General features: G+C 66.5%; 16 protein-coding genes. 1 reads left to right on the top strand and 15 read right to left on the bottom strand.

Going from position 1 to position 13,970, the window contains the following annotated elements:
• Window positions 1-38: 38 nt before the first annotated feature.
• From ACN22W_RS09240 to ACN22W_RS09200, 9 genes are all read right to left on the bottom strand, one after another.
• Window positions 39-800 (bottom strand): O-methyltransferase, encoded by a 762-nt coding sequence (locus ACN22W_RS09240; protein WP_419683708.1) that lies wholly within the window; start codon window positions 798-800, stop codon window positions 39-41.
• Between the two features lie 105 nt (window positions 801-905).
• Window positions 906-1,202 (bottom strand): 4Fe-4S dicluster domain-containing protein, encoded by a 297-nt coding sequence (locus ACN22W_RS09235; RefSeq protein WP_419683706.1) that lies wholly within the window; start codon window positions 1,200-1,202, stop codon window positions 906-908.
• A 2-nt stretch (window positions 1,203-1,204) separates the two neighbouring features.
• On the bottom strand, window positions 1,205-1,513 hold the full coding sequence (locus tag ACN22W_RS09230) for a hypothetical protein (RefSeq protein WP_419683704.1): 309 nt from the start codon (window positions 1,511-1,513) through the stop codon (window positions 1,205-1,207).
• 12 nt (window positions 1,514-1,525) lie between these two features.
• Complete coding sequence (locus ACN22W_RS09225) at window positions 1,526-2,110, bottom strand: RNA polymerase sigma factor (RefSeq protein ID WP_419683702.1); 585 nt, start codon at window positions 2,108-2,110, stop codon at window positions 1,526-1,528.
• A gap of 427 nt (window positions 2,111-2,537) precedes the next feature.
• Window positions 2,538-3,431 (bottom strand): LysR family transcriptional regulator, encoded by an 894-nt coding sequence (locus ACN22W_RS09220; RefSeq protein WP_343491336.1) that lies wholly within the window; start codon window positions 3,429-3,431, stop codon window positions 2,538-2,540.
• A 96-nt stretch (window positions 3,432-3,527) separates the two neighbouring features.
• The gene (locus ACN22W_RS09215; protein WP_419683700.1) at window positions 3,528-4,355 is read right to left on the bottom strand and encodes an alpha/beta hydrolase; all 828 of its coding nucleotides are present in this window, start codon (window positions 4,353-4,355) and stop codon (window positions 3,528-3,530) included.
• Between the two features lie 178 nt (window positions 4,356-4,533).
• The gene (locus ACN22W_RS09210; protein WP_129514590.1) at window positions 4,534-4,917 is read right to left on the bottom strand and encodes a VOC family protein; all 384 of its coding nucleotides are present in this window, start codon (window positions 4,915-4,917) and stop codon (window positions 4,534-4,536) included.
• A 15-nt stretch (window positions 4,918-4,932) separates the two neighbouring features.
• Window positions 4,933-5,895, bottom strand: a complete 963-nt coding sequence (locus tag ACN22W_RS09205) for a hydroxymethylglutaryl-CoA lyase (RefSeq protein WP_419683698.1) — start codon at window positions 5,893-5,895, stop codon at window positions 4,933-4,935.
• Between the two features lie 22 nt (window positions 5,896-5,917).
• Window positions 5,918-7,108 carry a CaiB/BaiF CoA transferase family protein gene (locus ACN22W_RS09200; RefSeq protein ID WP_419683696.1) on the bottom strand — a complete coding sequence of 397 codons (1,191 nt, stop codon included), beginning with the start codon at window positions 7,106-7,108 and terminating at the stop codon, window positions 5,918-5,920.
• A gap of 262 nt (window positions 7,109-7,370) precedes the next feature.
• On the opposite strand from ACN22W_RS09200, the gene ACN22W_RS09195 reads away from it, so the two are divergent.
• Window positions 7,371-8,336, top strand: a complete 966-nt coding sequence (locus tag ACN22W_RS09195) for a D-2-hydroxyacid dehydrogenase (protein WP_419683694.1) — start codon at window positions 7,371-7,373, stop codon at window positions 8,334-8,336.
• A gap of 229 nt (window positions 8,337-8,565) precedes the next feature.
• Here ACN22W_RS09195 and ACN22W_RS09190 read toward each other — a convergent pair whose 3' ends face one another.
• The 6 genes from ACN22W_RS09190 to ACN22W_RS09165 all read right to left on the bottom strand — a co-directional run bounded on the left by ACN22W_RS09190 (window position 8,566) and on the right by ACN22W_RS09165 (window position 13,809).
• A complete protein-coding gene (locus tag ACN22W_RS09190) occupies window positions 8,566-8,778 on the bottom strand; it encodes a hypothetical protein (RefSeq protein WP_048243204.1) in 213 nt (70 codons plus the stop codon).
• 302 nt (window positions 8,779-9,080) lie between these two features.
• Entirely contained in the window at window positions 9,081-9,518 is a 438-nt protein-coding gene (locus tag ACN22W_RS09185) for a hypothetical protein (RefSeq protein ID WP_048243205.1), read from the bottom strand.
• A 165-nt stretch (window positions 9,519-9,683) separates the two neighbouring features.
• Entirely contained in the window at window positions 9,684-10,607 is a 924-nt protein-coding gene (locus ACN22W_RS09180) for an ABC transporter permease (protein ID WP_419683692.1), read from the bottom strand.
• Window positions 10,607-11,476, bottom strand: coding sequence for an ABC transporter permease (locus ACN22W_RS09175; protein ID WP_419683690.1), 870 nt, complete (start codon window positions 11,474-11,476; stop codon window positions 10,607-10,609). The genes ACN22W_RS09180 and ACN22W_RS09175 overlap by 1 nt, the downstream gene beginning before the upstream one ends.
• 37 nt (window positions 11,477-11,513) lie before the next feature.
• A complete protein-coding gene (locus tag ACN22W_RS09170; RefSeq protein ID WP_129514585.1) occupies window positions 11,514-12,593 on the bottom strand; it encodes an ABC transporter ATP-binding protein in 1,080 nt (359 codons plus the stop codon).
• 49 nt (window positions 12,594-12,642) lie between these two features.
• Window positions 12,643-13,809 (bottom strand): ABC transporter substrate-binding protein, encoded by a 1,167-nt coding sequence (locus ACN22W_RS09165; protein WP_419683688.1) that lies wholly within the window; start codon window positions 13,807-13,809, stop codon window positions 12,643-12,645.
• Window positions 13,810-13,970: the final 161 nt, after the last annotated feature.

The raw sequence follows: 13,970 nt of genomic DNA, 5'->3' as shown, positions 1-13,970 counted from the left end.
TCCGACGCGAGATGCGTGTCGATCGATGGCTGCGTCCTTCAGTCCGGGCCTGAGCGGCGAGGATCGGTCGACGACATTCCTACTTGAGGAACGACGACCGTGAATTCGATCCCCGATTCAAAATTCAGTGTCATGGTCGAGAACCGCGGATCGTCATCGAGGTAGTGCTTGTACGGTCGAACGGCGTCCTCGGCCGTGTACATGTTGTCGGCGAGGACGATCGATCCCGGGCGCAGCAGGCGCTCGATCCCCTTGAACAACTTCAGATAGGCGTCGGCCCATACGTCGATGAAGACCATGTCGAAGCGACCGTCCAGTTCGGCAACGGTGTCGAATACATCGCCCTCCCGCAGGTCGACATGGGCGTCCAGGCCCGCCGCCCTGACGTGATCGCGCAATCGTGCGCACTTGAGCGCATCGCGTTCGGTCGCGACGACCACGCCACGGCCCAATGTGCGCAGCGCCTCGGCGAAATACAGCGTGGACACGCCGCATGAACTGCCGAGTTCGAGGATCCTGGCCGGCCGTTGCGAGAGCACCATGTTGCGCAAGAATCCTCCCGTTTCCGGCGACACGGCCAACGATAACGCACTGCGTTGCGACGACTCGAAGTCGTCGGTGGACAGCCCGAGCGTTTCGAGAAACCGTCCCCGCAGACGGGGGGCGATCGCTTCATATTCGTCGGCTAACGACAGGAAATCCTCGTTTGATCCCTGGAACTGCGCGCGGGCGCGGGCGATGATTTCGGTCCGGCTCTCTTCGTGGAGCCGTCGCAGAAGACCGAGGGTGGGTGAAGCCATGTGCGCTCCTGGGCGAGATTGATCACGTCGACGCGGTATCCGGCGACTGCGCGTCCCGTCAGGGTTGCTGCGCAGTCGCTCGATCGCGGCGATACACGGGGGTTGCTAAACCGTTCGGGCGAGCGTGATGGCGCGCTCGGGGCACGCCGTCACGCACAGTCCGCATGACCGGCACGCATCCGCGTTCGGCGTGTAGGCGACTTTCATGCCATGCACGCGCAGCTTCAAGCGATGCATCAGATCAAGGCCGACGTAATCGGCGTTGTCGATGCGCCGGATCTCGAACACGTTCTCAGGGCACACCTCGACGCAATCCCCTTTGCCTTCGCAACGCTTCAGATTGACGACCGGCGCGATCACGCCCGGTTTCTGTTTGCAGTCGCCCGTTGATGTTTCGCGCACGTTCACTCTCCCGTGGGCCGGTTGCTGCCGGCTTGCCACGCGGTCCGGAAATGCTCGCGTTCCTCGGGTGTCATGGATTCCCACTTGCGCCAGTGGCGCCGGCCGCGCCAGCCGTGGTGTCCGCGGAATCCGCCGAACAGGATGCGGCTCAACACGAGCAGGCCCAGCGCATGGGCAAAGTCGATCGTCCGGGCGCCGACGAACAGCGCCGGAATCACCCAGTTCCATAACATCATGACGATCCAGCCGAGCACGCCTATGGCGACCACGACGAACAGCGCCTTGCCCGCACATCTGATTCGAAAATTCATCTGTCGACTCCTCTAGGTATTGTCCAATTCGTCATAAATGAGCTGCAGTCGGGCACGCAGATGCAAGACCGCATAGCGTTTGCGAGCGAGCAGCGTATTGAGCGCGACACCGCTTTGCGCGGCCATCTCCTTGAAGGACTGGCCGTCCAGTTCGTGCGCGACAAATACCTCGCGCTGATTCGCCGGCAACTCGTCGAGCGCATCCTGCAACGCCTTGAGCAAGAGCGTGCGAGCGTAGCGCGCTTCGGGGCCGGCATCGTGTGCCGGTAGCGCAAGGTCCAGGCGATACTCGCTGTTCGCTTCGTCGTCGGCCTCGAGCAGGTCGGCCAGCGGCTGCTCCTTCTTCTTGCGAAAGCGGTCGACGATACGGTTGCGCGCGGCACGGAACAGCCACGCGCTCACCTGCTCAATGGGCGCGGGAAGCCGGTAAGCCTGAACGAATTCGTGGAACACATCCTGCAGAATGTCCTCGGCATCGTCCGGATCGCGTATCCGACGCCGGATAAAGCTCACGAGTCTCGTTCGCTCACGTGTCACTATCGCGGTGATGTCGCGGTCCGGGTCGGTCATCGTGCGTGAAGTGGGTGGCGATTCCATGTGCCTGAAGACGTTTCAGGCGCGTGAATATTGTGTCGAGTGCGAAAAATGACTGCCGAGCGCGTCGGCTTTACGGGGCGGTGTCGATCACGCGGCCAAGCCAGCGGAATACCCGTTTGTCCGGCCCGGAGGTCATCGCCGACGCAGTCGGGAACGGTGTAAAGATAGTGCAAGGAACGAACCCGCGACGACAACGCGGAAAATGCGCTTCGCGGCAGCGAAACGTGCGGGCGGCAAGCGCGTGCCGTGCTCGCGATTGTCGGCTGCAATCGAACCGTACCCCGCGACAGTCGTTCGCGGTCGCCTGCCGGTCGGTCTGGCGCGGATGCGTCGAATCGGCTTCCTGCAGCGGTGGGCTGAACGCGCACCGATGATCGCACGTCCTCGAAGCCGCACCGCGCCAACTTCTACCGCTTGCGGGCTGGCCTCAACGTGCCGACATGAAATCGAACAGCTTCGCGATATCGGTCGACAGCACGGTGCCGGCCTTCACGCCGACCCACAGCGTGCGCGTCGCCCATGCATCGTCGAGCTTCACGACCCCGAGCCGCGCCGCGCGCTCGCCGGTCACCGCATCGCGCGGCAGGATGCCGATACCGAGCCCGGCCTCGATCATCCGGCTCACGCCGTCGAAATTCGATACCTGGATCCGCAGCTTCAGCGAACGCTCGACCGCGAACGCGGCGTCGGTCATGCGCGCGAGCAGCGAGCTGCCGTCGCTCAGGCCGACGTAGTCCTCGTCGAGCGTGTCCGCGAAGCGGATGCTGTCGCGCGTGGCGAAACGGTGCGTGCGCGGCACGAGCAGCACGAGTTCGTCGCGCCGATACAGCCGCCGTTCGATGCCGGGCGCCGGCACGTTGTCGGCGAACACGCCGAGATCGGCCTTGCCCGACGCGAGTGCGTCGACGATCTCGTGGCTCAGCCGTTCCTCGAGACTCACCTTGATGCCCGGATTGACGGTGAGGAACGCGGCGAGATCGGCGGGCAGGAACTGGACGATCGCGGACGTGTTGGTCCACACATGGATGTGACCACGCACGCCTGCGACGTAGTCGCTCATCTCGTGCGCCATCCGGTTGACCTGCTCGATCACCTTCGCCGCGTGGTCGAGCAGCGCGCGGCCCGCGGGCGTCAGCTCGACACCGCGTGCATGCCGGACGAACAGCGCGCTGCCCGTCACGCTTTCGAGCTCGGCGATGCGCTTGCTGACCGCGGACAGCGTGAGCTGGCCGTGTTCGGCGGCCTTCGTCAGGCTGCCGTGCTCGGCGACGAGCGCGAACACGCGCAGCGACTGCAGATCGAAATGAAGCGGGTTCACCATGTCGTGGGTCCTGGGAAGGCCGTTCGGCGCAAGCAAATCATCGCGGCGGCCTGACGCCGATCATACGCCCGGCCATGTGTGCGCGATATGGCGCGGCTAACGCGGCGCGATTGCCTGCAACACGGCGAGCATCTCGCCGTGCGGGTTCGCGAGATCGTCGAGCACGTCGAAGTGTTTCATGCCCGGTAGCCGCACGTGTGCGATCGGTTCGCCGGCTGCGTCGCATGCCGCCGCATAGTCATGCGCTTGCCGAATCAGTTCGGGCAGTTCGGCGTCGCCGACCGCGACGACGGTCGGCACACCCGGCCCGATATGGCGCAGCGGGCTGCAGGTATCGATTTCGTGCGCGGTGAGCTGCAGCTTGTCGTTCAGGCAGCACAGCGAGATCGGTTCGAGATCGACGAGCGGACTGATCGCAAGCGCCGAGACGACGGCCGGATGCGCGCGATACATGGCCGTCAGATGGCCGCCTGCCGAGTGGCCGCTCAGGTGGATCGGCCGTCGCGCGGTGCCCAGCCCGTCGGGATCGGCGGCGAGGTAATCGAGCAACGCGCCGATCTCGGCGACGATGTCGGCCATCGACGCGACCGGTGCCAGCGTGTATTCGGCAAGCACGACGTCGAAACCGCGCGCGAGCGGTCCGCTCGCCGCGTACGCGAAATCTTCTTTCGCGCAGTGCTGCCAGTAGCCGCCGTGAATGAACACGAACAGCGGCGCGCCGGGTTGCCCGCACGACAGCCAGTCGAAGCGCTGCGCGGGGCGCGTGCCGTAACGCAGGTCGCGGCGGCCCGGCGTCGCGTCGTACAGTGCCGCGCTGCGCGCCTGGCACGATGCGAGCACGGCCGGGAAATCGGGAATGGCCTTCGTGTTCAGGTAGGCGGCGTCGAGCGCCGCGCGGTCCATGCCGCGATAGAGGATCGTCATTCGGGGAGCGCCTGGGTCGGGTTGCGGATGCGCGGGGAGGTTTGCCCTCCCCGCTGCGAAGGCGGCGGCCGGGCCGACGCCGTTGCGCCATTATCCGCAGCGTGGCCGGGGCCGGCTATCCGGAATCGGCGGACGCGGCGCTGATCTGTCCGCTTTCGGCGAAGGACTGCGGTGCCCGTCAGATCAACTCGGAGATCTCGATCAGGTTCAGGTCGGGATCGCGCACGTACACCGAGCGGATCTTCTGCGTCGCGCCGGTGCGCTCGACCGGCCCCTCGACGATCGGCCAGTCGACGCGCTTCAGGTGCGCGATCACGTCGTCGAGCGGCACCGATGCGATAAAACACAGGTCGAGCGCACCGGGCACCGGCACATGCGCTTTCGGTTCGAACTCCGCGCCGCGTACGTGCAGGTTGATCTTCTGGTTGCCGAAGCGAAACGCGAGCCGGCCGGCACCGAAGGTTTCGAGCTGCATCTGCAGCACCTCGGTATAGAAATGCCGGGTCCGCTCGGGATCGACGCAGGTCAGCACGAGATGGTCGAGGTGGTCAATCAGCGCCATGGGGTTCGCTCCTGTTCACGAGAAAGCGCGTTGCGCGGGCATGTCGCCGGCGTCGGCGCGCGGTGGCGGATGAAGATCCGAGCGGCGCCCGGCCTTCAGGATCTGGCTCGGCACGTCATGCCCGATCAGCGCGGGCAGCCGTGCCGATGCGGCGAGCACGGCCGCGAGATCGATGCCCGTATCGTAGCCGTCGAGGTCGAGCATGTGCACGAGTTCCTCGGTGCAGGCGTTGCCGGTCGCGCCCGGTGCGTACGGGCAACCGCCGAGCCCGCCGAGCGACGCGTCGAAGCGGTCGATACCGGCATCGAGCGCCGCGAGCGTGTTCGCGAGCGCCATCCCGCGCGTATTGTGAAAATGCAGCGCGAGCTGCAACGCACCGAAGCGCTCGCGCGCACGCTCGGCCAGCGTGCGCACCTGCGACGGAAACGCCATGCCCGTCGTGTCGCACAGCGTGAAGCCGTGCACGCCGAGATCCGCGAAACGCTGCATCCACGCGAGCACCGTTTCGGCCGGGACGTCGCCTTCCATCGGGCAGCCCATCGCGGTCGACAGCGACACGTTGATCGCGGTACCCGTGCCGCGCACCGCGTCGATCACGTCGCGCAGTTGCGCGAACGATTGCTCGCGCGTCATCCGCAGGTTCGCGCGGTTGTGGCTTTCGCTCATCGACATCACGAGGTTCACTTCGTCGACGCCGCACGACAGCGCGCGCTCGGCGCCGCGCACGTTCGGCACGAGCACCGTATAGACGATGCCCGGCACGCGCACGATGCCGTGCATCACGGCCTCCGCGTCGCGCAGTGCGGGGATCGCCTTCGGCGACGTGAACGACGTGACCTCGATCTTCGCGTAGCCGCATGCGCTCAGCGCATCGACGAGCGCGATCTTGTCGTCGGTGTCGACGAATGCCGCTTCGTTCTGGAAACCGTCGCGTGTCGCGACTTCCTGGATGTAGAGCCGTTTGCGTTGCGTGCTCATGTCGTCGTCTCCCGTATTCCGTTCAGATCACGCCGCGCGTGCGCCAGTCGCCGCGCGTCGTGGCATCGATGCCGATCGATTCGAGCACCGCATCGGTATCCGCGCCGAGCGCGGGCGCCGCGCGCTCGATGCGCCCGGGCGTCGCGCCGAGTTTCGGCACGATGCCCGGCACCAGCACGGGTGTGCCGTCGGGCAGCGCGGCGTCGACGATCATGTCGCGCGCGCGGTAATGCGGGTCGGCGGCGATGTCCGCGACGTCGTAGATGCGCCCGGACGGGATGCGCGCTTCGTTCAGCGCGGCCAGCACGTCGTCGAGATCGTGGCGCGCGCTCCACGCGCCGATCGCCGCGTCGATGCGCTCGACCTGTGCGACACGCCCGTCGTTGTGCGCGAGCGCGGGATCGTTGCCGAGCTCGGGCCGGCCGATCAGCTCCATCAGGCGCCGGAAGATGCTGTCGCCATTGCCGGCGATCAGCGCGTATTTGCCGTCGCGGCAGCGATACGCGTTGGTCGGCGCGATGCCGGGCAGGCTGCTGCCGGCCGGCTCGCGCACCGCGCCGAATGCCGAATATTCGGGCAGCAGGCTTTCCATCATGTTGAACACCGATTCGTACAGCGCGACGTCGACGACCTGCCCTTTACCGCCCTGTTGCTCGCGATGCCGCAGCGCAAGCAGCACGCCGATCACGCCGTGCAGCGCCGACAGCGAATCGCCGAGCGAGATGCCGACGCGCACCGGCGTGCGGCCGGGTTCGCCGGTCAGGTGCCGCAGGCCGCCCATCGCCTCGGCGATCACGCCGAAACCGGGGCGGTCGCGATACGGGCCGGTCTGTCCGAAACCGGACACGCGCAGCATCACGAGCCCCGGGTTGATCGCGGACAGCGCGTCCCAGCCGAGCCCCCAGCCCTCGAGCGTGCCGGGCCGGAAGTTCTCGATCAGCACGTCGGTCTCGGCGACCAGACGGCGCACGACGTCCTGTCCTTCGGGTGTACGCAGGTCGAGCGTGAGCGAGGTCTTGTTGCGCGACTGCGCGGCCCACCAGACCGATGTGCCGTCGTGCAGCAGCCGCCATTTGCGCAGCGGGTCGCCGAGGCCGGGCGGCTCGACCTTGATCACGTCCGCGCCGAATTCGGCGAGCATCCTGCCCGCGAACGGCCCGGCGATCAGTTGGCCGAGTTCCAGCACGCGGATGCCGTCCAGGGGTCGCGTCATGACTGTCTCCGATGAAATCGTGTTGTCGATGACGGCGATCATGACGGCGTTCGTGCACGGCGAAAATCGATCGATGCTCAACCAGCCTTTCCGAAACGGAAAGGCGCGGGCCGGTGCGATTGCCGCACGCGTTCTCGTGCGGGTGCGTCAGCCTTTCCGTCCGGGAAAGCGCACTCGCGCAACGGTCAAACGACGGCGCGCAAACCGGCGGCAGAATCGAACCCGTTCCGCGCCCGCCGGGCGCCTGTCAGCGAGATCCGCCATGTTTTCTGTTTCCTCTCCCGCGAAGATCGTGTTTCTCGACCGCGCGACGCTGTCGCCGCAGACCGTGCTGAAGCCGTTCCCGTTTCCGCACGAACTGCGTGCGTTCGAACGGACGGCCGCGCACGAAGTCGCGGCGCGCATCACCGACGCCGACATCGTCGTGACCAACAAGGTGCGGCTCGACGCGGCGGCACTCGCCGACGCACGGCGCGTGCGCATGATCGCGATCGCCGCGACGGGGACCGACATCGTCGATCTCGACGCGTGCGCGTCGCGCGGAATCGTTGTGAGCAACATACGCGGGTATGCGGTCCGCACGGTGCCCGAGCATACGTTCGCGCTGATCTTCGCGCTGCGCCGCAGCGTCGTCGCTTATCGCGACGCGGTGCGCGCGGGGCGCTGGCTCGACAGCGGGCAGTTCTGCTTCTTCGATCATCCGATCCGCGACCTGGCCGGTTCGACGCTCGGGATCGTCGGCGACGGCGTGCTCGGGCGCGCGGTGGCCGGCATCGCGCGTGCGCTCGACATGCGCGTGCTGTTCGCGGCGCACGGCAATGCCGACGGCGCCGACTACGTGCCGCTCGACACGCTGCTGCGCGACAGCGACGTGATCACGCTGCACTGCCCGCTCACGCCCGCGACGCGGCACCTGATCGATGCGGCCGCATTTGCGCGGATGGCGCGCCGGCCGCTGCTGATCAATACCGCGCGCGGCGGGCTCGTGGACGAAAACGCGCTGGTCGACGCGCTGCAGTCGGGGCAGATCGCGGGTGCCGGATTCGACGTGGTCACGCAGGAGCCGCTGCCGGCCCAGCATCCGTTTCACGCGATCCTGTCGCATCCGGCGTTCATCCTGACGCCGCACGTCGCATGGGCAAGCGACGAGGCGATGCAGGCGCTCGCCGATCAGCTCGTCGACAACGTTGCCGCGTTTGTGGCGGGCGAACCGCGGCATGTGGTGTGACTCGTGTGATGGGCGCCGCTGAGCGAGATCGTTTCAGCCGCGCAAACAGAAAAGCCCCGCTCGATTGCTCGAAGCGGGGCTTGCTGAATCAGGGGCTGCTTGCGCCAGCGACTCGGCACGTGACGGGTTCGTGCATCCGCCCTATCGTGCGGTCAGTTTCTGAATGCCTGATGGGTGCTGCTTCAACGCATTCAGACCGACGGGGATACAGGGCGAGCCGGAAAACGGCTTAGTAAGCAGACATCTCGACGCAAGGATCGACCTTGGACGGCGAGCAGATGACCGAATACTTGGCGCTCTCGCGCATCAGCGCTTCGCCTTCGTGCAGTGCGATCTTGATCTCGGGGTGACGCTCGTACGCGAGGAATGCCGAGCACACGACCGCGGACATCACGATCAGGGAAAACACAAATTTTTCAAGGGTTTGGAAACGTTCAGGCATGGTTCGACCTTTCTCTTAGCCTGAGATTATACCCTGAGATAAGGGTTTTCCCTATAACCCGGCCCGCATACCGGGGATGCCTTCGACCGATGGCGGGCCCGGTGCTTGCGCCCTTTTTTAGTTGATCCGTGCTTGCGCGCCGGTCGCGGGCGCCGAACGACACGTGCCCGTGCGCGGGTGGTGCTCGCACGGGCAACCGTCATCGATGGATTGCTGTCAGCGGAGCGTGTGGAACGGCGCGGCTTTCATGAGCGAGAAACCGTGCGCGGCAGGAAGGAAGTGAACAGCCCGCCGCCGGCGCATCACTGCGGCGCCGACGCGCCGCTTGCCGCGTCGCCGTGCCATGCCTTGCCGATCTGGTCGATCAGCGATTTCGCGGTGCCGGTCGCGAGTGCCGCGTCGACGCCCGACGTCTGCCACGAGCCGTCGGCGGCCTTCACGAAGGTCAGGTTCGCACGCGACGGCGAGTAGTCGGCATTGCGCCACGTGACCACGACGTCGCACGAGTACGTGCGGTCGCCGAGCTTCTTGCAGTCGCCGTCGGGCTTCGCCGACACGACATCGGCCGATACCGGCAGCGGCTGGCCGAACAGCGCGTTCAGGCCGCCGTGGTTTTCCGCTTCGAGCGCGCGGCGCACCGCGGCGTCGACGTCGCTCGATCCGGGGCCGTCGTGGAGCAGGTTGCAGGCGGCCAGCAGGGTCGATGCACAGCCGAGTGTCAGCAGCGTTTGAAACTTCATGGATATCCGTCAATCGAGTGAGCGTCGGGTGGTGTGCGGCGCCATGCACGAACGCAGCCGCCAAACCGGTACGCCGCGTAGTCTGCAACGTCCGCGCGTCGTTCGCGGTATCCATTTGTAACCAATTGCACGGACGCGCAGCGGCACGGCAGGCCCTCTTCCCTTCTACTGCCGCTCCTGCTTCACGCGGCTGACGAGCTGCGTCGGGCTGACGAACTGCAGCGCGATCACGACCCACACGAGTGTAATGGCCATGTAGATCATCGCCATCGCGTCGATCGACTGCGGCGCGCGCACGCCGGTCGAGAACACCGCGTAATACAGCGCGACGACGAGCGTTTGCGTGCTTGGGCCGGCGGTGAAGAACGTCAGCTCGAACATCCCGATCGTCCGAACCAGCACGAGCAACCCGGCCGCGAGCATGCCGGGCACGAGCAGCGGCAGCAGCACATGGCGGAAATAGCGCCACGTGTTCGCGCCGAAGATCCGCGCGGCGGCTTCGAGATTCGGATCGATCTGTTCGATGAACGGCGTCATCACGAGGATCACGAACGGCAGCGCCGGCACGAGGTTCGCGAGGATCACGCCCGGCAGCGTGCCGGCGAGCCCGACCTTGTACATCACGGTCGCCATCGGAATCCCGTACGTGACGGGCGGCACCATCAGCGGCAGCAGGAACACCAGCAGCGCGACGCGCTTGCCGCGAAACTGCACGCGTGCCAGTGCATAGGCGGCCGGCACGCCGAGCGCGATCGACAGCAACACGACCGCGCCGACGACCTCGACGGTCACCCACAGCACGCTCGCGAGCTGGAAGTCCTCCCATGCCTTCGCATACCAGCGCAGCGTGAAGCCTTGCGGCAGCGGCGTGCCGAACCAGCGGGTCGCGACCGAGTTCACCGCGACGGTCGCGATCAGCAGCATCACGTTCAGCAGGAAGAACGCCATCAGCCCCCAGACGAGCGCCTTCCACGCGCGACCGGCGAGATTGCTTCTCATCTTTTGCGGTTTCCTCGCGTTGACCGGCCGTGCATCGGGCGCGTCCTGCTTCGGCGGCCAGGCTCGCGCGGCATGATTGTCGGTCGCCATCAGCCCTTGCCTCCCGTCACCGCGCCCATATAGAAGAAACGGCGCGCGCCGAGCATCGATGCGACCACCAGCAACTGCACGAAGCCCATCACGATCGCGATCGCCGACGCGAGCGAATAGTCGTAGCTCTCGAACGCGGCCTCGGCCGCCGCGATCGAGATCACGCGCGTCGGCCCGGCCGGCGCGCCGAGCAGCACGGCCGACGGGAACACCGAGAACGCCTGCACGAACGACAGGCACGCGGCCATCGTGAGCCCCGGCACGAGCAGCGGCAGGTAGATCTGCCGGAACTGCTGCCACGGGTTCGCGCCGAGCGTCGCCGCCGCGCGCGCGAGCGTCGGATCGATGCCGCTGATGTACGACAGCATCAGCAGGAACGCGAACGGAAAGCCCGACACGATCAGCGACAGCAGCACGCCCCAGTAGTTGTGCGTGAGGCGCACTTCATCGGAGTACAGGTGCAGTCCCTGCAGCGCCTGCGGGAACCAGCCGTTCGGCCCGAAGTACGTGAGCATCCCGTCGGCGACGAGCACCGTGCCGAGCGTGACGGGAATCACGAGCAGCGTCGTGACGAACTTCTGGTACGGCGAATTGCGGCGCAGCGCGAACGCGACGGGCACGGACACGCCGACGTTGATCAGCGTGGCCGGCACCGCGAGCTTCAGCGTGACGAGCACGGTCGGCCACATCGCGGTATCGGTGAAGAACTGCACGTAGTTCGCGAGCGCGCCGCCGCCGTTCATCGGCTGGAACGACAACACGAGGCCGTACGCGAACGGGTAGATGAACAGCGCGGCGATGAACGCGAGCGCGGGCGTGACGAGCCAGGCCTTCGTGTCGCGCGGCGTGCCGGCCGCGAGCGCGCTCATGCGGCCTCCGGGCGTGACGGTGCTGCGGTCGGGCCGCTCATGTCGGCTCTCCCGGATAAACGAGTGTGCGCGATGGCGCAACGCGCAACCGCAGCCGCTCGCCTTCCGCGAATTCGCCGGCCACGCGCGCCCAGATCGGGCCGAACGGCGTGACCGCTCGGATCAGCGAATCGCGGCCGCCGTACTCGACCGTTTCGACCGTCGCGTCGAACGTGTTGTCGCCGGCGTCGTCCGCGCGCTCGATGTCGTCGGGGCGCAGCGCGACCATGACGTCCTTCGCGTCGAAGCCGGCCATCGGCACGCCCGCGATGCGCACGCCACCGGCCGTGACGTTCACGCAGTCGCCGGCCATCCCTTCGAGCGTGAACGGCAGCACGTTGCGATAACCCATGAAGCGCGCGACATGCAGGTTGTGCGGGCGCGTGTAGACGTCCTTCGGCGACGCGACCTGCTGCACGACGCCCTCCTTCATCACGACGATGCGGTCGGCCATCGACAACGCCTCGTCCTGGTCGTGCGTCACGTAGATCGTCGCGCGTTCGAGCTGCGTGTGGATGCGGCGGATCTCCGCGCGCATCTCGATGCGCAGCTTCGTGTCGAGGTTCGACAACGGCTCGTCCATCAGCACGAGCGGCGGCTCGATGACGATCGCGCGCGCGATCGCGACGCGCTGCTGCTGCCCGCCCGACAACTGCCCGGGCAGCTTGCCCTCGTGGCCGACGAGCTGCACGAGTTCGAGCGCCTGCTGCGCGCGCCGCCGCGTTTCCTGCTTCGGCACGCCGCGCATCTTCAGGCCGAAGCCGACGTTGTCGAGCACCGACATGTGCGGAAACAGCGCGTAGTTCTGGAACACCATCCCGAAGCCGCGGCGCTCGGGCGGCAGCACGTCGATGCGCGTGTCGTCGAGCCAGATGCCGCCGCTCGTGAGCGGCTGCAGCCCCGCGATGCAGTTGAGCGCGGTCGACTTGCCGCAGCCCGACGGGCCGAGCAGCGCGATGAACTCGCCGCGCCGGATCTCGAGGTCGAGCCCGTTCAGCGCGGCGACCTGCGCGCCTTGTGCGTTGGTGAAACTGCGGCACACGCCGTCGAGACGCAACCGTTCGAAACTGTGCTTCATTGCGCGAACTCCATGGACGCGGGCGCCGCGGCGCCCGCCGGTTCATGCGTCACTTCGACTTCTGCGAACCGATCTCGCGATCCCACTTCTGGAACGCGGCGACCATCGCCTGCGCGTTGAGCGGCTGCACGTGCGGGCGATCCGCGAGCAGCTTCGCGTACTCGGGGCGGCCGAACTTGCGGATCACTTCCTGGCTGTGCGCGGGCGCCATCTCGAGCGTCACGCCCTTCACCGCCGGGCCCGGATAGAAGTAGCCGTCGTCGTACGTCATCGCCTGCTGCGCCGGTTCGAGCAGGAAGTTCATCAGCTTGAACAGCACGTCGAGCTTTTCCTTCGGCACGCCCTTCGGGATCACCATGTAGTGCGCGTCGTTGACCCACGTCATGTTGTCGAACGCCTGGATCCGGAACTCGGCCGGCACGATGCCGAGCGCGCGTGGGTTGAGGTCCCAGCCGGTGACGGTCACGGTCATGTCGCGCGTGCCTTCGCCGAGTTCCTTCATCACCGCCGACGTGCCGCCCGGGTAGTACGGCACGCAGTCGTTCAACGCCTTGAGGAACGCCCAGGTCTTGTCCCAGCCGTTGATCGGATCCAGCGGATTCTTGTCGCCGAGCACGTACGGCAGCCCCATCAGGAACGTGCGGCCGGGGCCCGAATTCGCCGGGCGCGCATAGATCAGCTTGTTTGGGTGCGCCTTGCACCACGCGAGCAGCTGGTCGGGCGTCTTCGGCGGGTTGCCGACCTTCGCCGGGTTGTATTCGAGCAGCGGGCCGGCCGGCATGTAGGTGACTTCGAGGCCGAAGCCCTGCGCGAGATCCTGCATCTTGCGCGGGCCGGGTGCGTACTTGTCGAGCACGCCGGGGAACGCGGCCGCGTCGTCGGGCAGGAGTTTCTGCCACAGGTTCTGTTCGATGCCGGCGGCCAGCGCATCGGTGCCCGTCAGCACGAGGTCGATGTCGGAGCGCCCGGCCGCCTGCATCGCCTTGATCTTGCCCGGCAGCTGCGGCGCGGGCGCATTCGTGAACGTGACGGTCGACACGAGGTTCGGGTTCTTGTCCTTGAATGCCTCGATGGCCTTCTGCGTGAGCTGCAGGTTGCCCGCGACGTCGACGATGTTCAGCGACACGGGTGCGGCAACGGCAGCCGCGGCCGACAGCGTAACGCCCAGCGCGAGTGCGATCCGGCGAACCCGGCGCGCGATCGTGGTTGTGTTCATGTCTCCTCACTTCGGTCGGTGGATGGGACCTTTCTTTCAGGAAATCATGACGGCGTTATACGATGTCGGTCAACAAAAAACCATGACGCGTGGGGCGGGACTTTCCCTGACAAAACCCCTTCACTTGATGACGCGATTCAAAAAGCGAAACGGATTTCGGG

This window comes from Burkholderia theae (assembly GCF_048565265.1).
Lineage (GTDB): Bacteria > Pseudomonadota > Gammaproteobacteria > Burkholderiales > Burkholderiaceae > Burkholderia > Burkholderia theae.
This window is presented reverse-complemented; position numbering and strand designations above follow the sequence as displayed.